We start from the raw sequence: 25336 nt of genomic DNA on the forward strand, positions 1-25336 counted from the left end.
CGCCGACCGGTCACGGAGACGACGATGAGCGAATCTGCGAAGAAGACCGACGCCGAGTGGCGGGCGCTGCTCTCCCCCGAGCAGTACCGGATCACCCGCGAGAAGGGCACCGAGCGCGCGTTCACCGGCGCGTACTGGAATCAGCACGCGAACGGCGAGTACGCGTGCGTGTGCTGCGGCGCGAAGCTCTTCTCGTCGGACGCCAAGTTCGACTCGGGCTGCGGCTGGCCGTCGTTCACCGCGCCCGAGCGTGACTCGAGCGTGCGCACCGTGCCCGACCTGACGCTCGGCATGCGCCGCACCGAAGTGCTGTGCGCCGCGTGCGACGCGCACCTGGGTCACGTGTTCGACGACGGCCCGCAACCGGCGGGCACGCGCTACTGCATGAACTCGGCGGCGCTCGCGTTCGAGCCGAAGGACTGATGCGCCTGCTCTTCGCCGAGGACGACCCGATGATCGGCGCGGGCGTCCGCCAGGGGCTCGCGCAGGAGGGGTTCGCCGTCGACTGGGTGCGCGACGGCGCGGCGGCCGAACTCGCGCTCGCCGAGAACGTCCACGAGGCGGTGCTGCTCGACCTGGGCCTCCCGCGCAAGGACGGCCTCCACGTGCTCTCCGCGATGCGCCGGCGCGGCGACCAGCGTCCGGTGCTCGTCCTCACCGCACGCGACGCGCTGTCCGACCGCGTGGCCGGGCTCGACGCGGGTGCCGACGACTACCTCGCGAAACCGTTCGAGCTGGCCGAGCTCGCGGCGCGGCTCCGCGCGGTCGCGCGCCGTGCGTCGGGGCGCGCCGCGCCGACGATCGAACTCGGCGAGGTGTCGATCGATCCGTCGACGCGCGAGGTGCGCGTCCACGGCGAGCCGGTCGCGTTGTCCGCGCGCGAGTACGCGCTGCTGGAAACGCTCTCCGCCCGCCCCGGCGCGATCCTGTCGCGCGCGCAGCTCGAGGAACGCCTCTACGGCTGGAAGGACGCGGTCGAGAGCAACGCGGTCGAGGTGCACCTCTCGGGTCTGCGCCGCAAGCTGCCCGAAGGCCTGATCCGCAACGTGCGCGGACTGGGCTGGATGATCGCGGCGAAGAGACGTCCGTGAGGTCGATCCGTAGCGCCCTCCTCGTCCCGCTCGCCGGCGGGCTCGCGCTCGCGCTCGTCGTCGCAACGGTCGCCACGTACCTGCGCGCGCGCGACGAGGCGAGCGCGCTCTTCGACGTCCAGCTCACCCAGCTCGCCGCGTCGGTCACCGGCATGCCATTGTCCGTCGCGCCGGGCGGGCCGTCGGTCGGCGGCGTCGACGCGCCGCTCGTCGTGCAGGTGTGGAACCGCGACGGCGTGCAGGTGTTCCGCTCGCAGGGCACGCGCGAGGTGCCGGACCGCCGCGCGCCGGGGTTCTCCACCGTGCACGCGCAGGGCGGGCCGTGGCGCGTGTACAGCGTGCTCGCGGGCGGCGAACTCGTCCAGGTCGCCCAGCCGCTCGCGCTGCGCGACCAGCTCGCCGCGAGCCTCGCGTGGTCGACGATCCTGCCCTGGCTCGTGGCGGCGCCGCTGATCGGCCTGTTGCTGTGGTTCGCGATCGCCCGGGCGATGAAGCCGCTCGACCGCCTCGCGGCCGCGGTCGGCGAGCGCAGCCCGCGCGGCCTGCGCCCGGTCGAAGGCGCCTGGCCCTCCGAGGTCGAGCCGCTCGTCGCCGCGCTGAACGGCCTGCTCGCGCGCCTCGACGCGACGCTCGACGCGCAGAAGGCGTTCGTCGCCGACGCCGCGCACGAGTTGCGCACGCCGCTCGCCGCCGTGCACCTGCAGGCGGAACTCGCCGAACGCGCGCACGGCGAACCGGAGCGCGCCGCCGCGCTCGCCGCGATGAAGGGCGGCCTGCGCCGCGCGACGCGGGTGGTCGAGCAGCTGCTCTCGCTCGCGCGCGAGGACGACGCGGCGGATACCACGCCCCTGGCGCGCGTCGACCTCGCGGCGCTCGCGCGGAGCGTGGTCGAGCAGCAGGCCGGCATCGCGGCCGCGAAGGACGTGGACCTCGGCGCCGAGCACCTGGAAGCGATCGAGGTCGACGGCGACGCGCATGCGCTCGCCACGCTCGCCTCGAACCTCGTCGACAACGCGATCCGCTACGTGCCCTCCGGCGGGCACGTCGACGTGCTGGTCGAGCGCCGTGACGGCGCGCCCGCGCTGGTGGTCCGCGACGACGGGCCCGGCATCCCGGAAGGCGAGCGCGCGACGATGTTCGAGCGCTTCGCCCGCGGCGGGCGGACCGATGCACCGGGCAGCGGTCTCGGCCTCGCGATCGTCAAGCGCATCGCCGAGCGCCATGGCGCGCGGGTCACGCTCGGCGAAGGTCCGCAGGGGCGCGGACTCGAGGTGGTCGTCGGGTTCGTCGATGCGCGCGGTCAGGCGGCGGCGAACTGCAGCTCGGCGAGCCGCGCGTAGAGCGGATTGTCGCGCACCAGCGCGTCGTGCGTGCCCGAGGCGATCGCGCGGCCCCGGTCCATCACGACGATGCGGTCGGCGTGGCGTACGGTCGCGAGTCGATGCGCGATGACGAGCGTCGTGCGTTGCGCCATCAGGCGTTCGAGTGCGAGCTGCACCATGCGCTCGCTCTCGGCGTCCAGCGCGCTGGTCGCCTCGTCGAGCAGCAGGATCGGCCGGTCGGCGAGCACGGCGCGCGCGATCGCGATGCGTTGCCGCTGCCCGCCGGACAGGCGCACGCCGCGTTCACCCAGCCACGCGCCGTACCGATCCGGGAGGCGCTCGATGAACTCGGACGCGTATGCCGCATCGCACGCGGCCCGCACCTCGGCGTCGGTCGCCTCGGGCCGGCCGTAGCGCACGTTCTCGAGCACGCTCGTCGCGAAGATCACGGCATCCTGCGGCACCACGGCGATCCGCTGCCGGACCGCCGCCGGATCGGCCTCGCGCAGGTCGACACCATCGACCCGGACCTCACCTTCCTGCGGATCGTAGAAGCGCAGCAGGAGCTGGAACACGGTCGACTTGCCCGCCCCCGAAGGCCCGACCAGCGCCACGCGTTCGCCCCGCTGCACGGACAGCGAGAATCGCTCCAGCGCGGAAGTGTCGGCTCGCGACGGATAGTGGAACGTCACATCGCGTAGATCTACTTCGCCGCGCGATGGAACCGGCATCGATACCGCGTGCGCCGGCGCGGCGATGTCAGGGCGCACCGTGAGGAGGTCGAACAACCGCTCGGTGGCGCCCGCCGCGCGCTGCAACTCCCCGATCCCCTCGCTCAGCGAGCCCACCGAACTCGCCACGATCACCGCGTAGAACACGAACGCCGAGAGTTCGCCCGCGGTCATGCGCCCTGCGAGCACGTCGTGCCCGCCGACCCACATGATGATGCCGATGGCGCCGAACACGAGCAGGATCACCGAGGCGATCAGCACGGCACGCTGGCGTATCTGCTCGCGCGCGGCGCGAAATGCGTCCTCGACCCGTTGCCCGAACTGCCGCCGGTCCGCGTCCTCGTGCCCGTACGCCTGCACCGTCCGGATCTCGTGGAACGCCTCGTCGACGTAGGCGCCGACCTCGGCCAGCCGGTCCTGGCTCACCCGCGAGAACCGGCGAACGCGGCGTCCGAACACGATGATCGGCGCCACGGTCAGCGGCACGCCGACGAGCACGAACAGCGTGAGCTTGGGACTGGTGAGCGCGAGCATCACGAGTCCGCCGAGGACGAACAGCAGGTTGCGGATCGCCATCGACACCGACCAGCCGACGACCGATTCGAGCTTCGCCGTGTCGCTCAGGACGCGCGCGATCACTTCGCCGGTCCGTGAGATCTCGAACCATCCCGGCGGCAGCGTGAGGAGGTGCGAGAAGACCTCGCGCCGCAGGTCGGAGGTCACCCGCTCGCCCAGCCAGGTCACGCTGTAGAACCGGAGAAAGGTCGCGAGCGCGATCACGACGATGACGGCGAGCGTCCAGGCGAGCGTTCGATCGAGTTCCGCCGGATTCCCGGCGAGGATCCCGCGGTCGATCACGAACTTCACGCCCTGGCCGAGCGCTAGCGTGCCGCCGGCGGCCACCAGGAGCGCGATCGCCGCGATCGCGGCGCGCCCGCGATAGGGCGTGAGGACGCGCCACACCCGCGCGAACACGCGCAGCGCCGTCGCGGGCGGCAGCTTCGGAGACTCGACGCGGATGCGGTTGCCTCGTGCCATGGATCGCGATCGCCAACTGCCCGTCCCCTCGGTCCGGCGTCGCGCGCGGCGCTCGCCCCGGCGGGCGCGGTAGAATAGCAGTCCCCCTGCCGCCGCACGCCGCCCCAATGAACGCTCCGCACTCTCCGTCCTTCCTCGGCGCCGTCGACATGGCGCCGCGCGACCCGATCCTCGGCATCACCGAGGCCTTCCAGGCCGACACCCGCGCCGACAAGGTCAACCTCGGCGTCGGCGTCTACACCGACGAGAACGGCAAGGTGCCGCTGCTCGAGTGCGTCAAGCGCGCCGAAGCCGACCTGACGGCGCAGGCGATGCCGCGCGGCTACCTGCCGATCGACGGCCTCGCGGCGTACGACAAGGCGGTGCAGGCGCTCCTGTTCGGCGCGGACAGCGAGATCGTGTCGTCCGGCCGCGCGTGCACCGTCCAGGCGCTCGGCGGCACCGGCGGGCTCCGGGTAGGCGCCGATTTCCTGCGCCGCTTCGCGCCCGGCGCGCAGGTGTGGATCAGCGATCCGTCGTGGGAGAACCACCGCGCGCTGTTCGAGGCCGCGGGCTTCACCGTCCACGCCTATCCGTACTACCACGCGCCCACGCGCGGGCTCGACTTCGACGCCATGATCGGCGCGCTCGCGCGCGCGCCCGAGGGACACATCGTCGTCCTGCACACCTGCTGCCACAATCCGACCGGCGCGGATCCCACACCCGAGCAGTGGGAACGCATCGTCGCCACCGTGCGCGGCCGCGGGCTCATTCCCTTCCTCGACCTCGCCTACCAGGGATTCGGCGACGGCATCGACGCCGACGGATCGGTGCTGCGCCGCTTCGCCGCGACGCCGGGCCCGCTCCTCGTCGCGAGCTCGTTCTCGAAATCGTTCTCGCTCTACGGCGAACGCGTCGGCGCCGTGACGCTCGTCACCGCGAGCCGCGACGAGGCCGGACGCGCGCTCTCGCAGTTGAAGCGCGTCGTGCGCGCCAACTACTCGAACCCGCCGACGCACGGCGGCAGGATCGTCGCGAACGTGCTCACGACGCCGGAACTCCGCAAGCTCTGGGAGTCCGAACTCGCCGGCATGCGCGATCGCATCAAGGCGATGCGGAAGCTCCTGGTCGAGAAACTGCACGCCCGCGTGCCGGGCTCGGACTTCTCGTTCATGCTGCGCCAGCGCGGCATGTTCTCCTACTCCGGCCTTACGAAAGCCCAGGTCGAGCGGCTGCGCTCCGAGCACGCGGTCTACGCGGTCGACACCGGCCGGATCTGCGTGGCGGCGCTCAACACCAAGAACGTCGACAAGGTCGCCGCGGCCATCGCATCGGTCCTGGCCTAGCCGGGAGGCACCTTCCGGACCCGCCGATTTTGACAACCTGAAGAAACACGCTATAATTCAAGGCTGTGTCACGCGGGAATAGCTCAGTTGGTAGAGCGCAACCTTGCCAAGGTTGAGGTCGGGAGTTCGAGACTCCTTTCCCGCTCCAGATTCAAGAGGGAGAGCCGGTCGCAATCTAGCCAGCTCTCCCTTTTCGTTTGACCTCGTCGCGCCGAGCGGCGGCCTCACCCCGGGCGGGGTGGCAGAGTGGTCATGCAGCGGCCTGCAAAGCCGTCTACGCCGGTTCGATTCCGACCCCCGCCTCCATATCTCGCGATGCGTTTTCACGTGCTTCGCGATCACTTGTCGTTCTGGATATCGCAGTTGCAGTGCGTCCGACAGTCGAGTACGATATGCGATACATGTATCGCACCAGGGGGAGATCCCATGACCACGTCAATTCGGCTACCTGTCGAGTTGGATGCGCGACTCGAAAAACTCGCGAGCAAGACTGGCCGGTCGAAAACCTTCTATATCAAGCAAGCGATTGAAGAGCACATCACCGACCTCGAGGACTTTTATCTGGCCGAGCGACGCATGCGCGCAAACGATCCTGCAGAGAACGCGACGCTGGACGAGATGCTGACGCGCCATGGCGTGGCGCGTTGAGTTCGTCAAAGGTGCGCAGAAGGACCTGACGAAGCTCGACGCGTCGGGGCGAGACAGAGTCTTGCGGTTTCTCGCTGAGCGCGTCGAGCATGGTGACGACCCGCGAAAGCTCGGAGCGGCGTTGAAAGGACCGGTTGCGGGTAGCTATTGGAAGTACCGCGTCGGCGACTATCGGATTATCTGTGATCTTCAAGATGCCTTGTTGTTGGTGCTCGTGGTCCGCGTGGGCCACCGACGAGAGGTCTATCGATGAATCCGCTCGCAATTCCCTGTCATCGAAATCGTTGTGGTTACCAGGAGTGTCAGACCGGGCGCCACTCTGACGTACCTGCTTGATGAATATGGTCATGCGGCGGCCTGCAAAGCCGTCTACGCCGGTTCGATTCCGAGCCCCGCCTCCAGATTCGCGTCCGCAGGGGGCCCAAGCGCAACTAGAGAATGGTTGGCTTGGTGCAAAACTGACGACGAATCTGCATGATGATTCGAGGCAATCTTCAGAGTCGCCAAGTGCCGCACCAATGCGATATTCGCGCCTACTGCGTCCGAGACTACGGGTGGTTTGAGCAGACCGGGACGTAGAGCGTTGTCCCATCCACCATTACCGCCAATGCCCCGACGAAGGTCGGCGTGAAGGCGCCCGGGTACCAGGTATCTGCTGAACCGTTGCCTGTCCCGCTCAGGAACTTGATGGTTTGTCCCTTGCCCAAGAGCAGACCGACGTGTGTATTCGATGTTCCACTCAGATCAATGGCTGCGGTACTGTACGAACCGTAGCACGAGAAGCCCTTTGTTCCGGTAGCAGCTGACGAAAAGCTTTCGTAGACCTTGCCTTGCGTAACGTAGCCGTAGCGTAGTTTCGCGGTTGCGTCATGCCCAAATACTGGCGCGACGTTTACTCCGCATTCCTGTTCCGAGGACGTACCGGTATCCTTTGCTCCAAAGAAGATGGCGCAGTGAGCTTCCCTCTGTTTTTCGTCCGCCAAGGGAACGGGGTCATGCTGCCACGGCTTGCTCGTGCTGACTGCTGATCCAACCGGCCAGGAACCGCGCCGGCGAAACATAGCCGAGCGTCGAGTGCTTGCGCCTGCGGTTGTAGAACACCTCGATGTAGTCGAACAGATCGGCGATCGCCGCCTCGCGCGTCGCGTACCGGGTGCCATGCACGCGCTCGTTCTTCAAGCTGTTGAAGAAGCCTCGGTCGGCGCGTTGTCCCAGCAGTTCCCTTGCGGCTCATCGAGCAGGTCATGCCGAACTCGACCAGCTTGTCCTGGAACACGCCGCTCGCGTATTGGCTGCCCCTATCGGAGTGATGCATCAATCCAGGCGCCGGCTTGCGGCGAAACCACGCCATCGTCAGTGCATCGACCACGATATCCGCCGTCATCCGCGGCTTGATCGACCAGCCGACCACCTCGCGGTTGAACAGATCGAGCACCACGGCCAGGTACAGCCAACCCTCATCGGTCCAGATGTACGTCAGATCGGCCGTCCACACCTGATTGGGCGACGCCGGCGCAAACTCCGGCCAGCAGGTTGTCCGCCACCGGCAGCGTGCCTGGAATCGGTCGTCGCCTTGAACCGGCGCTGTGCCGCGCCCTCAGGTCATGCTCCGCATCAGCCGCTCGACCCGCGCCTTGCTCACCTGGTAGCGCGCTCCGCAGCTCCTGATACATCCGCGGCGAGCCGTAGGCCGCCTTGTACTGCGCGTGCACGCTGCGCAGCACCAGCAGTTGCCCATCGGTCAGCCGTGTGCGATCCGGCCTGCCGCCACCCTTCCAGGCCCGATACCCGCTGATGCTCACCGTCAGCGTGGTGCACATCGTCGGCAGCGGAAAGTTCTTCCGTTGCGTGTCGATCAGGCGTACTTCACAGTGCATCTTTCGCGAAGTACGCCGTCGCTTTTTTTAGGATTTCATTCTCCATCCGCAGCCGCGCGTTCTCGGCCCGCACCCGCGAGAGCTCCATCTGCTCCGGCGTAATCGCCTTGGCTCCCGGCGGATTGAGCTTCCCCGCCTTCGCCGCCTTCACCCAGTTTCGCAGCGTCTGCTCGACCAAACCCAGGTCGCGCGCCACGACCGCGACCCCCTGGCCGCTGCGAACCCGCTTGACCGCCAGTTCCTTGAACTCCGCCGTGAACTCCTGCTTCGGTACCTTGAACATTCCCAGCCTCCATTTCGCCTATCCTATCCAAAGACCCTTGGAAGACGAAATTCGAGGGGAAGCTCACAGCCTTGGTGCGCACCTGCACTTGATGTGCCATTCGACTGGAGCGAGATCTCAACACCGTACATCGCCGAGGCGTTGTGAGTGCCGTAGTTCCTTACCTCAAAGACCGCTCCCCAGATTGGCGCTTGGCCATGCTTGTAGGCTTTTGCGTAGTAGCAGACATTCTCCCCCGCATCCGCGTAGTCATCTAGTGTTTCGTCACGTAAATAATGTTATTATTGGTCATATGCACTTGCGGAGGCAAGGTCCATGGCCAATCATGCGCGGCGGATCGAATTGACGGCATCTGACAGAGCGGAACTGGAGCGCCTGCAGCGATCGTCGGCGGGCCCTGCCGGACCGAGTCGCCGGGCGCGAGCCGTATTGCTCTTGGCCGACGAAACAACGGGAGCCGAGGTGGCGCGGCGTACCGGCTACACGTCGGTGCAGATCAGCCGGATTCGCCGCCGCTTCGTCGAGGACGGGCTGACCGGATTGATTGACCGTCCGCGTTCGGGTCGCCCGCCGCAACTCACCGAGGCCAAGCGAGCGCGCATCGTCGCGCTGACGCTCAGGCGCCCCAAGGGTCTGACGCACTGGAGCACCCGGGAGATCGCCGAACGGGTCGGCGTTTCCCATGCCACGGTGCATCGAATCTGGCAAGCCCATGCGCTGCAGCCCCATCGGGTCGAAACCTTCAAGTTCACGACCGATCCGCAGGCCGAAGCCAAGATCCGCGATGTGGTTGGCCTCTACCTCAATCCGCCAACCAACGCCGTGGTGCTCAGCGTCGATGAGAAGACCCAGATCCAGGCGCTCGAGCGGACTCAGCCATTGCTGCCCTTGGCCCAATCTGCCGGCCGGCAGACCCACGATTACCATCGCCACGGCCTCACCAGCCTCTACGCTGCCCTCGAAGTTGCGTCGGGCGGGTCCTCGGCGAATGCTCCGAACGCCACACCGGCGCTGATTTCCTGCGTCCTCAAGGGTGTGAGCCGGCGCTATCGCGGACGAACTGCACGTGATTCTGGACAACTCCTCCACCCACTCGACCCCCGACGTACGCGATTGGCTGGAGAAGCACCCTAACGTCTGCTTCCACTTCACCCCGACCGGGGCCTCCTGGCTCAACATGGTCGAGGCATGGTTCGGCATCCTGACCCGCAAGTCCGTACGCCGCGGCTCCTTCGCTTCCGTCAAGGACCTTGTCCGGCATATCGGCAACTACATCGCGCATTGGAATGAGCACCCGACACCATTCGTGTGGACAAAGTCCCCCGCGGCGATCATTCGCAAGGCCGTACGTCGTGGGCGTTAACATGACTTCGGCGACACAACACTAGGTAGTTGAGTTGCAGCCACTCGAAGGATTGATTTCCATTCTGGTTTTGCTCCTTCACAATCAGCGCGGACTGCTGGGTATTTGCAGTGCCGCCAGACGCCGCGGTTCGCGAGACAACCACGGAGTACTTGTTCAGTGGGCTCGCATCTCCGGGGTTAGGAGCTTCCGCGGTGTTGTACAGAAACTTGTTCTGTCCCGTCATGGCGAATGAGTAACCCTGGTTCACCTTGATATTCACGTCAGTCGAGTTCTGGGTGAGGGTTACGCCATTTCCTTCCGTCAAAGTCCGATGTTCGATGTTCGTGTTTCCGAGAGTTAGCTGCTTGTAGACTTCTCGTCCTCCACCGACGTTTGAGGCTGTGTTGATTGCCATGGCGCTCTCCTAACGTTGCCCCTGTTTTCGCTGGCGACAGAGTGTACACTACATGTTGTATCGGAACTTCATCGTACTCTTCGATTTCCCTACCTTCAATCCGTTCGCTATCTACCCAATGCGACTCAATGGAGCTAGCGTGTAGCCTACATTGACGTCAGTCTTGGAACCTGACTTACTCCCGCACGCTGCAACCCGCCGTGACTCGATTCGCGAACTGCCGGAGACATTCGAATCTGGCAACCAACGTACTCGGTCGATTCCGGGAATGGATCTAAGGTCATGTCTGCCACCGTCGACTGAGTTCCCGCGAAGTACCTGATGAAGATCCTTGGCCTCTCCGCCTACTACCACGACAGCGCCGCAGCGCTGATCGACGACGGCCGCATTGTCGCGGCCGCGCAGGAAGAACGGTTCACGCGCAAGAAGCACGACGCCGGGTTCCCGACGAACGCGATCGCGTATTGTCTCGGCGAGGCAGCCGCGCGACTCGGCGACATCGACCGGATCGTCTTCTACGACAAGCCGCTCCTCAAGTTCGAGCGACTGCTCGAGACCTACCTCGCGAACGTGCCGCGAGGCTTTCGCTCGTTCCTGATGAGCATGCCGGTGTGGCTCAAGGACAAGCTGTACCTCAAGGCGACGCTGCGCCGCGAGTTCGCCGCGCTGGGCAGCGTCGACGAGCGGCGACTCCCGCCGCTGCTCTTCGCCGAGCACCACCAATCGCATGCGGCATCCGCGTTCTTCCCGAGCCCGTTCGAGCGCGCAGGCGTGCTGTGCCTCGACGGCGTCGGCGAATGGGCGACCACGTCGGTGTGGTTGGGCGAGGAGCATCGGCTCCATCCCCGATGGCAGATCGACTTTCCCCATTCGCTCGGCCTGCTGTACTCGGCGTTCACCTATTACACAGGTTTCCGCGTGAACAGCGGCGAGTACAAGCTGATGGGTCTCGCGCCCTACGGCGAGCCCAGGTATGTCGACGCGATCCGCGACCACCTGATCGACCTCAAGGACGATGGCACGTTCCGGCTCGACATGAGCTACTTCGACTACGCGACCGGCCTGCGCATGACCAATGCGAAGTTCGACGCGCTCTTCGGCGCCCCCCCCCGCCATCCCGACACCTCGCCGACGCAGCGCGACATGGACATCGCGCGCTCGATCCAGGTCGTCACCGAGGAGACCGTGCTGCGCCTCGCGCGCACGGTGAGACGCGAACTCGACGTCGAGCACCTCTGCCTCGCCGGCGGCGTCGCGCTCAACTGCGTCGCCAACGGACGCGTGCTGCGCGAGTCCGGCTACCGCGACCTTTGGATCCAGCCGGCCGCGGGTGACGCCGGCGGCGCCGTCGGCGCCGCCCTCGCCGCGTACTACGAATACGCCGGCCGCGAGCGTCGGCCCTCCCTCCCCGACGCGATGCGTGGCGCGTACCTCGGCCCCGCGTACACGACGTCCGAAGTGCGCGCTGCGCTCGACCGGCTCGGCGCGCCTCATGAATCGAACGAAGGCGACGCGTTGATCGAACGCGTCGCCGCGCTCCTCGCCGACGGCAAGGTGGTCGGTTGGTTCCAGGGGCGCATGGAGTTCGGCCCGCGCGCCCTCGGCGGCCGCTCGATCCTGGGCGACCCGCGCAGTCCCGCGATGCAATCGGTGCTGAACCTCAAGATCAAGTACCGCGAGTCGTTCCGCCCGTTCGCTCCGGCGGTCAAGGCCGAGGCGGTGGGCGATTGGTTCGACCTCGACCGCGCGAGCCCGTACATGCTGCTCGTCGCGCCGGTCGGCGAGCGGCATCGGCTGCTCGTCGATGACTCGGGGCTGACCGGACTCGCGCGATTGAAGCGCCAGCGCTCGAAACTGCCGGCGATCACCCACGTCGACCACTCGGCGCGCGTGCAAACCGTCCATGCCGACACCAACCCGCGGTTCCACGCGCTGATCGAGGCGTTCGAACGGCGCACCGGGTGCCCCGTGCTCATCAACACGTCGTTCAACGTACGCGGCGAGCCGATCGTGTGCACGCCGGAGGACGCGTACCGCTGCTTCATGGGCACCGAGATGGACGCGCTCGCGATCGAGAACGTGCTGGTGCTCAAGGACGCGCAACCTTCTGCGCTGCGCGCGCGCTATCCGAAGCAGGATTTCGCGCCCGACTGACGATGACCGCGCCCGCCATAGCCCCCTCGCCCACCGAACTGCGCAAGTTCGGCTTCGTGACCGCCGCGATGGTCGCCGGGATCTTCGGGCTGCTGCTGCCGGCCATCTTCGGGCGGGCGTGGCCGCTGTGGCCGTGGATCGTCGCCGTCGCGCTCACGCTGCCGGCCGGTTTCGCGCCCTCGCTCCTCGCGCCGGTACACCGCGCGTGGATGGCGGTCGGCGCGGTGCTGGGCTGGATCAACACCCGCATCCTGCTCGCGGCCGTGTTCTATCTCGTCGTGCTGCCCGTGGGCTTCGTCATGCGCCTCCTCGGGCGCGACCCGATGCGGCGCGCGAAATCGCCCGAGCCTTCCTACCGACAGCCGTCGATCGAACGCGCGGTCGAGGACATGGAGAGACCGTTCTGATGTGGGACCTCTTGAAGGACCTCTGGGCGTTCCTGCGCGTGCGCAAGAAGTTCTGGCTCGTGCCCATCGTGGTGGTGCTCGTGCTGCTCGGCGCGCTCCTCGTGCTGGGTCAGGGGTCGGCGATTGCGCCGTTCATCTACACGATATTCTGAATTCGCGTCGGTCGCGATCGCGCTGATCGTCGCCGCGCTCGCGTCCTGCGCGCTCGCGCAGGGCGGCGACGAACTGCGGTCGAGAATCGACCGCGCCAAGGCGACGGCCGACGCGGGTGACCGGGTCGAGGCGCTGCGCCTGTACTCCGACCTATCGGAGGCGTACCGGCGCGGCGGCAACACGGTCTCGGTCGACTACGTGAACGGCGAGGCCGCGCGCTTGCTCCTCGACCTCGACCGGCCCGACGATGCCGCGCGCTTGCTCCTCGACCTCGACCGGCCCGACGATGCCGCGCGCATCCTCCTCGCGTCGCGCGTTGCCGACCCGAACACCGCGCGGCGCGCGTCGCGCGACCACCTGATCGTCATCGCGCTGGAGCGTGCCGGCCGGCGCGACGAGGCACGTGCGTTCCTCGGGCGCATCCGCGCGAGCACGCCCGATGCGATTTGGAGGAACTCCCTGAGCGACGATGCCGTCCGCCTGGGCATCCCCGACCGGCCGAAGCGCTGGCGCAGCGTCGCATGGGCGCTGCTCGCCCTCGGCGCGGCGTTCGCACTCGCCGTGATCCTGTGGCGGCGACGGCGCGCCGAGGTCGTGACCGCGGCAGTCGCGTTCTTCGCGACCGTGGCCCTCGTGGAGGCGACGCTGCGCGTAGCGGTCCCCGGGCCGACCGAGGTGCGGCACCTCCTGCATCCACCGTCGCGCGTGACGATCTTCCGGCCGGAGCCTGGCGTCATGCCCGGCGTCGAGTACGCCGAGAGCCGGTTCACGACCAATGCCGCGGGTTTGCGCGGCGCGCCGATCCCGGACCCCGGCATCTTGCGCGTCCTGGCGATCGGTGGCAGCACGACGGAAGCGCTCTATCTCGATGACCGCGATGCCTGGACCGCGGTCATGGAAGGAGCGCTGACGCAGCGCCTCGGGCGTCCAGTCTGGGTCGGCAATGCCGGCAAGTCCGGACTCACGAGCTTCGCGCACGTGTCGCAGGCCCTCGCCTACGTGGACGACATCAAGCCCGACGTGATCGTGATTCAGGCCGGCATCAACGACCTGACGATGTGCGTATCGGGCGACAAGCAGGAACTCATCGATACCGCTTTCCGATTTCGCTGGCGCGATGCCTGGGACGCGTACGGTCACCGCATCTTTTCCGAGGTCAATCCTCCGAACGCAGGGCGCGGGCTGCGTTTGCAGGCGGTACTCGATCGTGTGCTCGAGCGCTTCGCTTCACGCAGACACACCGCCGAGGCGTCCGCGTCGATCGTGCAGGACCGGCAGGCGTCCTACTATCGCGTGCTGCGCGCGAGGCGCGAGGGCGCGCCGAAGGTCGACACCGACCCCGACATCGCGCCGTGTCTGACCGCGTTCGACGACAATCTTCGCCGCATTGCGGGCATCGTGCTCCCGCTGGGCATCCGCCTGGTGCTGGTAACGCAGGGATCGCTCTACCGCGATCCAATGCCAGACGAGGACGAGAGACTTCTGTGGTTCGGCGCCAAGGACCGCAGCGTCTTCGGTGAACCCCCCGCCCCGCAGTACTACTCGGCTCCCGTGATGATGCGGGCGCTGGCGCGCTACAACGTAGTCACGTTGCGGCTGTGCGAGGAAAAGAAGCTCGTGTGCGTCGACGCCGACGCGCTGCTGCCGCATACGACCGCCACCTACTACGACGACGTGCACCTGAACATCGCCGGGGCGCGCAGCCTGGGCGAAGCGGTCGCGTCGGCGGTAGCAAGGGCAGTCGCCCTGCCGTCGCAGGACGGCCCGGTCCTCCAGACAATCCCGCCAATGCAGCGTGCACCATGAGGTGGCTATGCGAGTCTCCGCCAATTCTCGGGAGAATCGTATGCCGTCGCACATCCGCGCCCGCGGGTCGTCGCGTAGGTCGAGCCACCGCCAGCGCGACCAGGTGACCCCGCTCGGGCGTGGCGGCTTTCCCTGCCGACTACGTCGTCGGCACGGCGATCAGGCGCACGCCCAATGCAGCGCAGACGCGCCGGATCGTGTCGAAGCGTGGATCGGCACCGGGGCGCAGCGCCTTGTACAGCGCCTCGCGGCCGATGCCCGCACCCTCCGCGATCGCGGTCATGCCGCGCGCACGTGCCACCGTGCCCAATGCCTCGGCGAGCGCGGCCTGGTCGTCTTCGGCGAGCACGATGTTGATGTAGTCCGCGACGGCGGCGTCGCTGTCGAGCAATTCGGCCATGTCGAATTCGCGCAGCGTGGAAACCTTCGTTCGCTTGCCCATGCTTCAATCCTCGAGTTTCGCGGCGAGCCGCTTCGCCGCCGCGATGTCGCGGCCCTGTGTGCGCTTGGTGCCGCCGCCGAGCATGACGATGAGGACACGGCCACGCCGGACGAAGTACATGCGCCACCCGGGACCGAAATCCTCGCGCAGCTCGAATACGCCTTCGCCGACAGGCGCAACGTCACCCAGGGAGCCACGCTGCACCTTCTCCAATCGACGGCCGAGGCGTATCCGCGTCAGTCGGTCGTCAACGCCGGCAAGCCATTCCCGGAATCGGTCGGTTTGCCTGACCTGGTACACCCGCCAAGTGTATTCGATCGAATACGGACGGTCAAGCTGCCGTCTCGACGGCGGGTAGCGCAAGGTGACGACCGTCGAGAACTCCGAGAACTCGGCGCGCGAGGTCGCGCTCGCCACCGGTATCACGCGCTGACCGTGCCCGCCGGAAAACGACGGCAGCAGGCCGGCAGGCCCGCTTGACAGTCCCGGGTCGGGCCCGGACATTGCCGACGGTGGAAGCCTGAGCTGCCGATTTTCGGAGGAATGGAATGAGCGTCCGGTTGATCGTCCGTGCGTCATGGGACGATGAGGCGAAGGTCTGGGTCGCGACCAGCGACGATGTACCGGGCCTGACGACCGCGGCGGAGTCCCTTGACGCCCTCGTCCCGAAGCTGCAACTCATGATTCCCGAGCTTCTTGACGCCAATGGATTCCCGGACAGTGTGGGACTTCGCTTCGACATTCGCTCGGTGATCCCATCCATCCCCGTCCCTCACGCATGGCGTGGGAGGCTTCGCCGGCCCGCTCGAGGACATCCTTGGCGCGGCGGGTTGCCGGTTCGAACGGTGCGGCAACGGCGATCACGACATCTGGTTCAGTCCGATCTCCGGCAAGCGGTTCCCGGTCGACGCGAAGATCGAGTCCAGGCACGGCGCCAACGGCGTGCTGAAACAGGCGGGGCTCGATATACACTTCCAGCCGCTTCGGCTTCCGACGACCTTCGCAGATGATTCCCCGACTCGCAACAGCAGCGCTGGCCGCAGCCACGTTCGTCCTGTCCACCGCCAGCACGCACGCGCAGGTCGCCTCGACCGCGCCCGCCCCGCCGCTCATCCGTCCGACCAGCCCGACGCTCGGTCCGGCGAACGCGCGCGTGCATCTGGTCGAGGTGCTCGATCCGGCGTGCGAAGGCTGCCGCGCGTTCGCGCCGGTCGTGAAACAGATCCTCGACGAGCATCCGGGGCGCGTGCGGCTGTGGGTGCGGTACGCGCCGTTCCATCGCGGCTCCGACTTCGTCGTGAAGGCGCTCGAGGCCGCGCGGCTGCAGGACCGCTTCTGGCCCGCGCTCGACGCGCTGTTCGCGAAGCAGGACCAGTGGACGCGCGGACACGCGGCGCTGCCCGATCAGGTCCTCGCGGTGCTGGGCGGCGTGCCCGGGATCGATCTCGCGCGCCTGAAGCGCGACATGGAGCGGCCGGAGATCACGAAGGCCCTCGAGCAGGACATCGCCGACGCCAAGGCGCTGAAGCTCACCCAGACGCCGACGTTCTACATCAACGGCAAGCTGCTCGAGCCCTTCGGCATCGAACCGTTGCGCGCGCAGGTGCGTGCGGCGGTCGCCGCGCAGTACCGCTGACGCGCCCTCGTGGAACCGACACGAAAGGCGTCCGGCTCAAGTCGGACCCACGGGCGGCCCGCGACGCGCGCGTTCCTCGTAGGTCAGACTTCAGTCTGACGGAGTTCGTCACGGCGACGCGAAAGGCGTCCGGTTACTGAAGCCGGACCCACGGGCGGCCCGCGACGCGCGCGTTCCTCGTAGGTCAGACTTCAGTCTGACGGGGTTCGTCACGGCGACGCGAAAGGCGTCCGGCTTACTGAAGCCGGACCCACGGGCGGCCCGCGACGCGCGCGCTCCTCGTAGGTCAGACTTCAGTCTGACGGGGTTCGTCGATTCGAAGCGAAAGGCGTCCGGCTCAAGCCGGACCTACACGCGAAGGCAGACAGCCATCAAGCGAAGCGCGCCGCGTCGTAGGGTGCGGGATCGACGTGCGGCTGCTCGCCCGCGACCAGCGCCGCGATGATCTCGCCGGTCGGGGCTCCACCCGAGAGCCCGATGTGGCCGTGTCCGAACGCGAGGTACGCGTTCGCCGCGCGCGGCGCGCGTCCGATCACCGGCAGCGAGTCGGGCATCGACGGCCGGTGGCCCATCCAGCGCTCCGCCTCGCCGAAGGCGAGTCCCGGCACGAGCTTGCGGATGCCGTCGAGCATGTGGTCGGCGCGAGCCCAGTCGGGCGCCGCATCGAGGCCCGCGAGTTCCACCGTGCCAGCCACGCGCAGGCCCATCTCCATCGGTGTCGCGAACCACTTCGCACCGCCGTCGCAGACCGGAATGCGCGGCACGACCGTCGGCCGCGAGAGCGTGACATGGTAGCCGCGCTCGGTCTCGAGCGGCACGTTCGCGCCCAGTTCCGCGGCGAGCGGCTTCGAGCGCGCGCCGGCTGCGACCACGACCGCCTGCGCCTCGATCGGCTCGCCGTCGGTCAGGACGCGCGTCACCCGACCGTCGACAAGGTCGAATCCGCGCACGCGCGCCTGCACGAACCGCGCGCCGCCCGAGGCGAGTCGTGCCGCGAGCGCCTGCGACAGTCGCAGCGGGTTCGTGACGTGCCCCTGCTCCGGCAGGACCGCGAGATGGGTGATCGAAGGCGACAGCGCGGGATCGAACGCGCGCACCTCCGCACCTTCGAGCACGTCGATGCGCACGCCGCGCTCGCGCCGCAGGCGGCGGCCGAGTTCGTCGCCGAGGTAGGCCTGCTCCGAGCGGTAGGCGATCGCATAGCCGTCCTGCCGCACGAGGTCGGGCACGCCGGCCCACTGCGCGAGCACGCGCCACTTGACCACCGTGGGATCGAGGAGCGCGTGCAGCGCGTTCGCGATCTCCTGCACGCGCGCCATCGACGACGAGCGCCAGAAGCGCCACAGCCACGGCGCGATTCTGGGAAGGTACGATGGCCGGATGACGAGCGGACCGGCGGGATCGAGGAGCCAGCCGGGCACCTTCTTCGTGGTGCCCGGCAGGCCGACCGGCACGCAGGACGCGCGCGACAGCATCCCGGCATTGCCGAACGAGCACTGCGAGCCCGGAGGCTCGGGGTCGACCAGTGTTACCGCATGGCCGCGCCGTTGCAGGTGCGAGGCGCAGGCGAGGCCGACGACGCCGGCGCCGACGATCGTGACGGAAGGAGCGGAAGTCATGGGCCGAGGGTATCACCCCGCCCGAACGAACGCGCTCCGCGGATGCACGATCCCGACGCCAGCGCCCCGCCTCGTCGCACGAAGCGCGGGCGCCCGCGTGCGCGCGATCAACGGCGCGCGTCGCGCGACGTGCCCGACGCGAGCGGACTCGTCCCGCCAGCGCCATCCGCCACGGGTGCGGGACCGAACCCGCCGCCCAGCGCCAGGTAGACGTTCACCCGCTGCACGCGCCGCTCGCTCGCCATGCGGAGTTCCTGCGCGCGCGCGGCACCGAGCGCGACGCCCTGCTGCAGCACGGCGCGGAGATCGCCCGAGCCGACGCGATAGCGATCCTTCGCGAGTTCGAGCGCCCGGGCGTTGCTCTCGACCGCGCGCGCGAGGATGGCCTCGCGTTCGTCGGCCGCGAAGCCGGCCGACAGCGCGTTCTCGACCTCGCCGAACGCCCGCGCGCCGACGCGGCCGTACTCGGCGACCGCGACCTTCTGCTCGGCGGTGCGGATGTCGACCTGCGCCTCGAGCGCATAGCCGTTGAAGATCGGCGCGACGAGGTTGGCGCCGAGGCTCCACACCGGATTCGAGTGGTTCTGGAGCACGAACAGGCTCGACGAGACGCTGGAGACGCTCGCGGTGAGCGAAATCTTCGGCAATCGCGCCGCCTTCGCCTCGCCGACCGCGTGGAAGGCCGAGGCGACGCGCCGCTCGGCGGCGATCACGTCGGGACGGCGCTCCAGGAGTTCAGAAGGCAGGCCGACGGGAACAGGGCCGGGCATCGCCGGCAGCGTCGAGCGCAAGTCGATTGCTGCCGCCGGGTAGCGGCCCACGACCGTTTCGAGCGCGCGCTCAGCCTGCTCCTGCGCGAGCGCGAGCCGTCGCGCGGCGTCGGTCGCCGCATCGACGGTCGCGTCGGCGAGCGCGACATCGTAGGCGTCGCCGATGCCCACGCGCTGCCGGTCGCGCGCCAGCGCGGCTGCGCGACGCGCGGCCTGCGCGATTTCCTCGGCGAGGTCGCGCTGCAACTTCGCCTCGATCGCGAGGATCCAGTCCTTCGCGACCGTCGCCGCGATCGACTGGCGTGCGTACTCGGCATCGGCGACGGTGGCCTCGTACTGCGCGGCGCCGGAGGCCGCCTGCGAGCGCACGCGCCCCCACAGGTCGAGTTCCCAGCTCACGAAGAGGCCCACGCCGGAGAGGCCGGACCCGTCGCCGCCCATCTTGCCGCCGCCGTGGGCGAGCAGGTTGACCGCCGGATAGATCGCGGCACCGGCGAGCTTCGCGTAGGCCGCGGACTGCTCGACACGCGCCGCCGCGACGCGCAGGTCTGTGTTGTAGGCGAGTGCCTCGCGCACGAGCGCGTCGAGCCCGGCGTCACCGAACGACGCGACCCAGTCGTCGCGCACCGTTCCCGGCGCGCCGCCCTGCGCCGTGTACGCGCCGGGCACCGCGACGTTCGGCAGCGCCGTCGCGCGAATCTCGTCCGGCTTCGGAGGCGATTCCAGCGCGCAACCGGCGAGCGCGAGCGCGGCCAGGACGAGCGGCAGCCTCCGGCTTCGCGCCATCGCGTCAGTGCAGCTTGAGGACGAGGTAGTCGAGCTTGGCGCCGACGCGCAGGATCACCCGGCGCACGATCTGGATCATCTCGCCGTGCTCGGTGTAGATCGCGCCGTTGCCGACGGCGCCGGCAGGAAGGAACGTGCCTGCGTCGCGCGGATCGACGGTGAGCTTGACCGGGAAGCGCCCGGCCGGCATCGGGCCGAACGTCGTCGTCGGCAGCTGCGTCGAGTTCGCGATCTGCCCCTGCCCCTGCGCCCAGACGATCGAATCGACCTTCGCCTTGAAGATGTGGCCCGGATAGGTGCGGATGGTGAACTCGGCTTCGTTGCCGGGCGCGACCTGGTGCAGTTCGTTCTGGCCGAACAGCGCGATGATCTGATAGGTGTCCTCGACGAAGGTCATCGCCGGGGTGATCGGGAACGCGGTCGTGAATGCCCCGGGCCGAAGCTGCACGTTGATCGCGTAGCCGTTCGCCGGCGCGGTCACCGTCGTTTGCGACAGCTCCCAGCGCGCGTTCTCGAGTTCGGCGCGGATCTGCGCGACCGGCGCGTACTCGGCGCCGACCTTGCCGCTCATCCGCTGGCGCACCTGGCGTTCCGCCGCGACCGCCTGCACCTCCGACGCGCTCGCCTGGACGATCGCGGCCTGCGCGGTCGCCATCGCGGCCTCCGCTTCAGCCCGGTCCGTTTCCGCGCGCTCGAGCGCGAAGCGGTCGCCCGCGCCGGTCGACACCAGCTCGCGGTACTGCACGACGCGCTTCTGCGCGAGTTCGAGCCGCGAGGCCACCTCGCGCCGCTTCGCCTCCGCGGACTCGATGGCTCCGCGCGTCTCGGCGATCCGGCCGGTCGCCTGCGCGAGCTGCTCGTCCAGTTCGCGCGCGGTCGCGGAGGTGTTGGCGAGCTTCGCTTCGAGCGCCCGCACCGCGAGTTCGTAGGGCGTCGGGTCGATGCGGAACAGCACGTCCCCCTTCTTCACCGGCCGGTTCGGCTCGACCGGCACGTCGATCACGCGGCCGCGCACCTGCGGCACGACGTTGATCACGTACTTGATGACGCGCACGTCCGCGGACGACGGCGCGACGACGTTGAGCGCGAGGATCAACGCGGTCAGCGCGACGATCGGGATGATGACGACGATGACCTGGGTGCCGGTGTTCCACGGCAGCCACTTCATCTTGATGAAGACGAACCAGACGACCGCCGAATAGATCGCGAGCAGCAGGACTTCCATTACGCGCCTGCGCCTTCCGCGGCCGGCTTGCCTTGGCCCTCCGCGCTCGCCTGCGCCGACAGTTCGTCCAGATCCTCGCGCAGCTTCGCGAGCTTCGGCGGCAGCGCGCCGCGCTCGTGCATCGCGTCGAGTTCGCGCCGCAGGTGCGCGAGGTCGTCGCGCAGGAGCTTGCCCTCGCGGGCGCGTTCGCCCTGCTCGACGAAGAAGTCCTCGTGCAGGTCGGTCCCGTAGGCCATCCGGTGCATCACCGGGCGGGTGTAGGCCCACAGCCACGCGAACGGCCACAGCAGGCCGCCGAACACGAGCGACAGCAGGCACAGCGTCTGGATCGCCGCGGTCTGTGGATGATGCCTCTTGTGCGCGATCTTCTCGGGCATCACGTGGACGACCCAGAACACGACGATCGCGATGACCGGCACGAGGATCAACGCCACCCAGGCGATGACGTCGGCGGCGGTGTCGAGCGCCTCGCCGCTCAGGAACGAGGCTTGCGCCGGGTGGGCCATCGCGGCCACCGTGAGCGCGCCGACCCGCGCGCAGGCGCGCGCGCAGCGCGCATCGGACGGATCGGCGGACAGTCCGCGTCTTTGCGTCGTCATCGTGCGGGTCGCAGGGGCAGGAACGAATGCGCCATCGCGACGCCCGGGGCCGGAAGAGGCGGGATTATAGCCGCGCCCGTCCCGTCCGGACGGACGGGCGTGACGGAAACGCAACGACCCTCCGGAACCACGGACGCTCGTCCGTGCCCCCGGAGGAGCCGGCTACGGCTTCTGCTTCTCCATCGCTTCGCGGATCTTCGGGTCCGAGAGGTCCGGCTTGGCCGCCTTGGGCGCGTCCTTCGGCACCTTCTTCGCGGCCGCACCGGCCGACGGGCCGATCTGCGAAGCGCCGATCTGCTTGTTGACGGCCTGATTGATCTCCTGGCGTTCCGCGGTCGTCGGCTTCGCGGCTTGCTGGCTCGGGGGCGCCGGACCCCGATTGGGCGCTGCGGAAAACTGCGTAGTGGCCTTTTGGGTCGTGCCCTGCACCATCTCCTGCTTGGCCTTGCGATCCGCCGCCTTCTTGGCGGCGGCATCGTCCGCAGTCGGGGCAGGCGCCTGGGCCCATGCGCCCAACCCGAAGGTCAGTGCGATCGAGGCGGCGAGCATGCGTTTCATCCGGACCTCCTGTGTGTCCATCGTACGAAAGGTGGTCGCGCGTCGCGCCGAACCCGACGAACCGGGCAGCGGGCGGGCGATTCCATCCTTGATCATGACGATGCGCCTCGCCCGGCGTCCTTGCACTTCAGGACAACGCTTCCCTCGCGTTGTTCGCCGGCAGCGGCACCACGCTCAAGCCGACACGCGATCGGCGCCGGCGGACACTGTCCAGTTCTGCGAGGACGCCCGACCGGCGTGGTCCGACGATGCTCGCCACGCGAAGGCCAGCCGAACCCGTCGCAACGGCGCGGGGGCGCCCCGCGCGCAGGGAGATCGTCCGATGAGCGCCTCGAAGTCCAGTCCCAACGCCTCCGCCAGCACCCCGCCCACATTGCACCAGTTCTTCTCCGCCTCCGAGGCGCGGGTCGATCGCTGGCGCATGCTCGGACGCGCAGCGAAGGCGCTGGCGTCGGGCACCGGCGCCGCACGCGAGGACGCCGCCCGCCTCCTCGCCGAACTCGCTCCGCTCGAGGACGTGAACGGCTATCCGGGCCCGCAACTGATGGCACGGGTCCAGGAACGCCTCGCCGAGGGAGACGCGACCGGGTTCGCGCGCCTCGTCGCGCGCATCGGGACCGCGCTGATGACCAACGCGTACCGGGACGATGCGGGAGCATGGTCCGCCGACGACGAAGGCGAGGCCGAAGGCCTGGACGTGTTGCCGCCGTCGGTCGGAACCTCGCGCGCGCGCCGACCGTACTTCGAGGTGCTGATCGTCTCGGCCGGAGAACGCTCCACCTGGCCCGGACTCCGCGAGACGTTCCGCAAGCTGCGGCGCGACGAGGACGCGTTCGTCTACGAGCCGGTGGTCGTGGGGAGCTACGAAGACGCGGTGCTCGCCGTGATCTTCAACTACAACCTCCAGTCGGTCGTCATTCTCGACGGCTTCGGATACCCGTCCCGCTACGCGTCGCCGTCGCTGCGTGAACTCATCGCCCCGCACCTGCCGGCGGCGCCCGGCATCGGCACCGATCTCGGCGCCTCGCTCGCCCGCGTGCTGCACGTCGTGCGCCCGGAACTCGACCTCTTCCTCGTGACCGACCACGACATCGCGCGGCTCGCGGGCAGCGAGGACGCCGGCGGACTCCGGCGCGTCTTCTACGGCGTCGAGGAGCCGATGGAAATCCACCTGTCGATCCAGGACGGCATCAAGGACCGCTACGCCACGCCCTACTTCGACAATCTCAAGGACTACGCGGCGCGTCCGATCGGCACCTTCCACGCGTTGCCGATCGCGCGCGGGAAGTCGATCTTCAAGTCGAACTGGATCCGCGACATGGGCGAGTTCTACGGGGCGAACCTGTTCCTCGCCGAATCGAGCGCGACGACCGGCGGCCTCGACAGCCTGCTCGAGCCCACCGGCAACATCAAGGTCGCGCAGGAGAAGGCGGCGCGCGCGCTCGGCGGCGACCGGTCGTTCTTCGTGACCAACGGCACGTCGACCTCCAACAAGATCGTCCACCAGGCGCTCCTGACGACCGGCGACATCGTCCTGATCGACCGCGACTGCCACAAGTCGCACCACTACGGCATCGTGCTGGCCGGGGCGCAGCCGCTCTACATCGACGCGTTCCCGCTCACGCAGTACTCGATGTACGGCAGCCTCGCGATCCGGCCGATCAAGGAGGCGCTGCTGAAGCTCAAGGCGGAGGGCAAGCTCGACCGCGCGAAGATGCTGGTGCTGACCAACTGCACGTTCGACGGCCACGTCGCGAACGTCGAGCGGACGATGCTCGAGTGCCTCGCGATCAAGCCCGACCTGATCTTCCTGTGGGACGAGGCCTGGTTCGGCTACGCGCGCTTCTCGCCGTTCCTGCGCGGGCGCACCGCGATGGGCGCCGCGGCGAAGCTCCGCTCGATGATGCGCGACCCCGCCTACCGCGAGCGTTACGCGAAGTTCAAGGCCGCGCACGGCGAGATCGACCCGAAGAACCCGAAGCTCCTCGACGAGCATCTGCTGCCGGATCCGGACAAGGTGCGCGTCCGCGTCTACGAGAGCGACTCGGTGCACAAGTCGATGTCGGCGCTGCGGCAGGGGTCGATCATCGTCGTCGCGGACCAGGACTTCCACCGCGTCGAGGCCGCCTTCAAGGAGGCGTTCTTCACCCACACCTCGACCTCGCCCAACCTGCAGATCATCGCGACGCTCGACCTCGCGCGCCGCCAGATGGAACTCGAAGGCTACGAACTCGTGCAGCGTGCGATCCAGCTCGCGATCGAGATCCGCCGCGAGATCAACGCCCACCCGCTGATCTCGAAGTATTTCCGCACCGCGACACCCGCCGAGATGATCCCGGACGAATTCCGCGCCTCCGGCATGCGCGACTACGGCGCGCCGGGCTGGACCATCGCGGACACCGCGCGCGCGCTGCGGGACGACGAGTTCTTCCTCGACCCGACGCGCATCACGCTCCTGTGCGGCCACGCCGGGCTCGACGGCTCGCAGTTCAAGGGCCTGCTCGCGAGCGAGTACGACATCCAGATCAACAAGACCTCGCGCAACAGCGTGCTGGTCCAGATCAACATCAACAACACGAAGAGCGACATGGCGCACCTCGTCAAGGCGCTCGCGGACCTCTCGCGCGGGATCGACAAGCGGCTCGCCGAAGGCGGCGAGGCCGAGCGCGCGGCCTTCGCGGCACGGGTCAAGGCGCTCGTCGAGGACGTGCCCGATCTGCCGAACTTCAGCCGCTTCCACGACGCGTTCCGCGACAACCCGAAGAGCGCGACCTCGGAGGGGCACATGCGCGCGGCCTACTACATGGCCTACGACGCGGCCTCGTGCGAGTACCTGAAGCTCCACGATCCGAAGATCGACGAGCGGCTGAAGAACGGGCCCGAGCTCGTCTCGGCGAAGTTCGTCATCCCCTACCCGCCCGGCTTCCCGATCCTGGTGCCGGGCCAGGTGATCACCCGGGAGACGATCGCCTTCATGCGCAAGCTCGACGTGAAGGAGATCCACGGCTTCAACGCCGCCAGGGGATTCGAATTGCTGAAGCCCGAAACGCTCGCGGCCAGGCGCCGCGGGGGCGACGGACGCTGATCGCGACGAGATTGGACGCAA

At 68.3% G+C, this 25336-nt stretch carries 22 protein-coding genes, 2 tRNA genes and 3 pseudogenes; 16 read left to right on the forward strand and 11 right to left on the reverse strand.

Features of this window, described 5'->3' with window-relative positions; all coding sequences use genetic code 11:
• The first annotated feature begins 24 nt into the window (after positions 1–24).
• The 3 genes from msrB to HS109_17810 are packed head-to-tail and all read left to right on the forward strand — an operon-like array spanning position 25 to position 2431.
• Positions 25–423 carry a peptide-methionine (R)-S-oxide reductase MsrB gene (msrB, locus tag HS109_17800; GenBank protein ID MBE7524225.1) on the forward strand — a complete coding sequence of 133 codons (399 nt, stop codon included), beginning with the start codon at positions 25–27 and terminating at the stop codon, positions 421–423.
• Positions 423–1091, forward strand: a complete 669-nt coding sequence (locus HS109_17805) for a response regulator transcription factor (protein ID MBE7524226.1) — start codon at positions 423–425, stop codon at positions 1089–1091. Before msrB ends, HS109_17805 begins: the two co-directional genes overlap by 1 nt.
• The gene (locus tag HS109_17810) at positions 1088–2431 is read left to right on the forward strand and encodes a sensor histidine kinase N-terminal domain-containing protein (protein ID MBE7524227.1); all 1344 of its coding nucleotides are present in this window, start codon (positions 1088–1090) and stop codon (positions 2429–2431) included. Before HS109_17805 ends, HS109_17810 begins: the two co-directional genes overlap by 4 nt.
• Here HS109_17810 and HS109_17815 read toward each other — a convergent pair.
• Positions 2392–4182, reverse strand: a complete 1791-nt coding sequence (locus HS109_17815; protein ID MBE7524228.1) for an ATP-binding cassette domain-containing protein — start codon at positions 4180–4182, stop codon at positions 2392–2394. The two genes, HS109_17810 and HS109_17815, sit on opposite strands and share 40 nt — an antisense overlap.
• Positions 4183–4289: 107 nt before the next feature.
• On the opposite strand from HS109_17815, the gene HS109_17820 reads away from it, so the two are divergent.
• The 5 genes from HS109_17820 (at position 4290) to HS109_17840 (ending at position 6408) form a co-directional block, all read left to right on the forward strand.
• Complete coding sequence (locus HS109_17820) at positions 4290–5507, forward strand: aspartate/tyrosine/aromatic aminotransferase (GenBank protein MBE7524229.1); 1218 nt, start codon at positions 4290–4292, stop codon at positions 5505–5507.
• A gap of 72 nt (positions 5508–5579) precedes the next feature.
• A tRNA-Gly gene (locus HS109_17825) sits at positions 5580–5655 on the forward strand.
• Positions 5656–5739: 84 nt separating this feature from the next.
• A tRNA-Cys gene (locus tag HS109_17830) sits at positions 5740–5813 on the forward strand.
• A gap of 120 nt (positions 5814–5933) precedes the next feature.
• Positions 5934–6155: a TraY domain-containing protein gene (locus HS109_17835; protein ID MBE7524230.1), complete on the forward strand. Its 222-nt coding sequence runs from the start codon at positions 5934–5936 to the stop codon at positions 6153–6155.
• Positions 6139–6408 carry a type II toxin-antitoxin system RelE/ParE family toxin gene (locus tag HS109_17840; protein MBE7524231.1) on the forward strand — a complete coding sequence of 90 codons (270 nt, stop codon included), beginning with the start codon at positions 6139–6141 and terminating at the stop codon, positions 6406–6408. The genes HS109_17835 and HS109_17840 overlap by 17 nt, the downstream gene beginning before the upstream one ends.
• A 295-nt stretch (positions 6409–6703) precedes the next feature.
• On the opposite strand, the gene HS109_17845 is transcribed toward HS109_17840, so the two are convergent.
• The gene (locus tag HS109_17845; protein ID MBE7524232.1) at positions 6704–7138 is read right to left on the reverse strand and encodes a hypothetical protein; all 435 of its coding nucleotides are present in this window, start codon (positions 7136–7138) and stop codon (positions 6704–6706) included.
• A gap of 10 nt (positions 7139–7148) precedes the next feature.
• Positions 7149–8315 (reverse strand): annotated as a pseudogene (locus HS109_17850) (IS3 family transposase).
• A 315-nt stretch (positions 8316–8630) separates the two neighbouring features.
• On the opposite strand from HS109_17850, the pseudogene HS109_17855 reads away from it, so the two are divergent.
• Positions 8631–9678: pseudogene (locus HS109_17855) on the forward strand (IS630 family transposase).
• Here HS109_17855 and HS109_17860 read toward each other — a convergent pair.
• Positions 9647–10075 carry a hypothetical protein gene (locus tag HS109_17860; GenBank protein ID MBE7524233.1) on the reverse strand — a complete coding sequence of 143 codons (429 nt, stop codon included), beginning with the start codon at positions 10073–10075 and terminating at the stop codon, positions 9647–9649. The pseudogene HS109_17855 and the gene HS109_17860 sit on opposite strands and share 32 nt — an antisense overlap.
• A 321-nt stretch (positions 10076–10396) precedes the next feature.
• Between HS109_17860 and HS109_17865 the strand changes: the two genes are divergently transcribed.
• From HS109_17865 to HS109_17880, 4 genes are all read left to right on the forward strand, one after another.
• The gene (locus HS109_17865; protein MBE7524234.1) at positions 10397–12229 is read left to right on the forward strand and encodes a carbamoyltransferase; all 1833 of its coding nucleotides are present in this window, start codon (positions 10397–10399) and stop codon (positions 12227–12229) included.
• A gap of 2 nt (positions 12230–12231) precedes the next feature.
• A complete protein-coding gene (locus HS109_17870; GenBank protein MBE7524235.1) occupies positions 12232–12636 on the forward strand; it encodes a sxtJ in 405 nt (134 codons plus the stop codon).
• The gene (locus tag HS109_17875; GenBank protein MBE7524236.1) at positions 12636–12788 is read left to right on the forward strand and encodes a hypothetical protein; all 153 of its coding nucleotides are present in this window, start codon (positions 12636–12638) and stop codon (positions 12786–12788) included. The genes HS109_17870 and HS109_17875 overlap by 1 nt, the downstream gene beginning before the upstream one ends.
• 220 nt (positions 12789–13008) lie before the next feature.
• The gene (locus HS109_17880) at positions 13009–14595 is read left to right on the forward strand and encodes an SGNH/GDSL hydrolase family protein (protein MBE7524237.1); all 1587 of its coding nucleotides are present in this window, start codon (positions 13009–13011) and stop codon (positions 14593–14595) included.
• A gap of 139 nt (positions 14596–14734) precedes the next feature.
• Here the strand turns inward: HS109_17880 and HS109_17885 are convergent, their stop codons facing one another.
• Together HS109_17885 and HS109_17890 are read right to left on the reverse strand one after the other, a co-directional pair.
• Positions 14735–15037 carry a putative addiction module antidote protein gene (locus tag HS109_17885; protein MBE7524238.1) on the reverse strand — a complete coding sequence of 101 codons (303 nt, stop codon included), beginning with the start codon at positions 15035–15037 and terminating at the stop codon, positions 14735–14737.
• 3 nt (positions 15038–15040) lie between these two features.
• Positions 15041–15541, reverse strand: coding sequence for a hypothetical protein (locus HS109_17890; protein ID MBE7524239.1), 501 nt, complete (start codon positions 15539–15541; stop codon positions 15041–15043).
• A 44-nt stretch (positions 15542–15585) separates the two neighbouring features.
• On the opposite strand from HS109_17890, the pseudogene HS109_17895 reads away from it, so the two are divergent.
• A pseudogene (locus HS109_17895) lies at positions 15586–15780 on the forward strand (DUF1902 domain-containing protein).
• A gap of 263 nt (positions 15781–16043) precedes the next feature.
• Positions 16044–16673, forward strand: a complete 630-nt coding sequence (locus HS109_17900) for a thioredoxin domain-containing protein (GenBank protein MBE7524240.1) — start codon at positions 16044–16046, stop codon at positions 16671–16673.
• 371 nt (positions 16674–17044) lie between these two features.
• On the opposite strand, the gene HS109_17905 is transcribed toward HS109_17900, so the two are convergent.
• The 5 genes from HS109_17905 to HS109_17925 form a co-directional block, all read right to left on the reverse strand.
• Entirely contained in the window at positions 17045–18292 is a 1248-nt protein-coding gene (locus HS109_17905) for an FAD-dependent oxidoreductase (GenBank protein MBE7524241.1), read from the reverse strand.
• 107 nt (positions 18293–18399) lie between these two features.
• Positions 18400–19848, reverse strand: a complete 1449-nt coding sequence (locus HS109_17910) for a TolC family protein (GenBank protein ID MBE7524242.1) — start codon at positions 19846–19848, stop codon at positions 18400–18402.
• A gap of 4 nt (positions 19849–19852) precedes the next feature.
• Positions 19853–21073: an HlyD family secretion protein gene (locus tag HS109_17915; protein MBE7524243.1), complete on the reverse strand. Its 1221-nt coding sequence runs from the start codon at positions 21071–21073 to the stop codon at positions 19853–19855.
• Positions 21073–21579, reverse strand: coding sequence for a DUF3302 domain-containing protein (locus HS109_17920; GenBank protein ID MBE7524244.1), 507 nt, complete (start codon positions 21577–21579; stop codon positions 21073–21075). Before HS109_17920 ends, HS109_17915 begins: the two co-directional genes overlap by 1 nt.
• 255 nt (positions 21580–21834) lie before the next feature.
• Complete coding sequence (locus HS109_17925) at positions 21835–22230, reverse strand: hypothetical protein (protein ID MBE7524245.1); 396 nt, start codon at positions 22228–22230, stop codon at positions 21835–21837.
• 322 nt (positions 22231–22552) lie between these two features.
• On the opposite strand from HS109_17925, the gene HS109_17930 reads away from it, so the two are divergent.
• A complete protein-coding gene (locus tag HS109_17930) occupies positions 22553–25315 on the forward strand; it encodes a decarboxylase (GenBank protein ID MBE7524246.1) in 2763 nt (920 codons plus the stop codon).
• The last annotated feature ends 21 nt before the right edge of the window (positions 25316–25336 follow it).

This window comes from Burkholderiales bacterium, assembly GCA_015075645.1.
GTDB lineage: Bacteria > Pseudomonadota > Gammaproteobacteria > Burkholderiales > Casimicrobiaceae > VBCG01.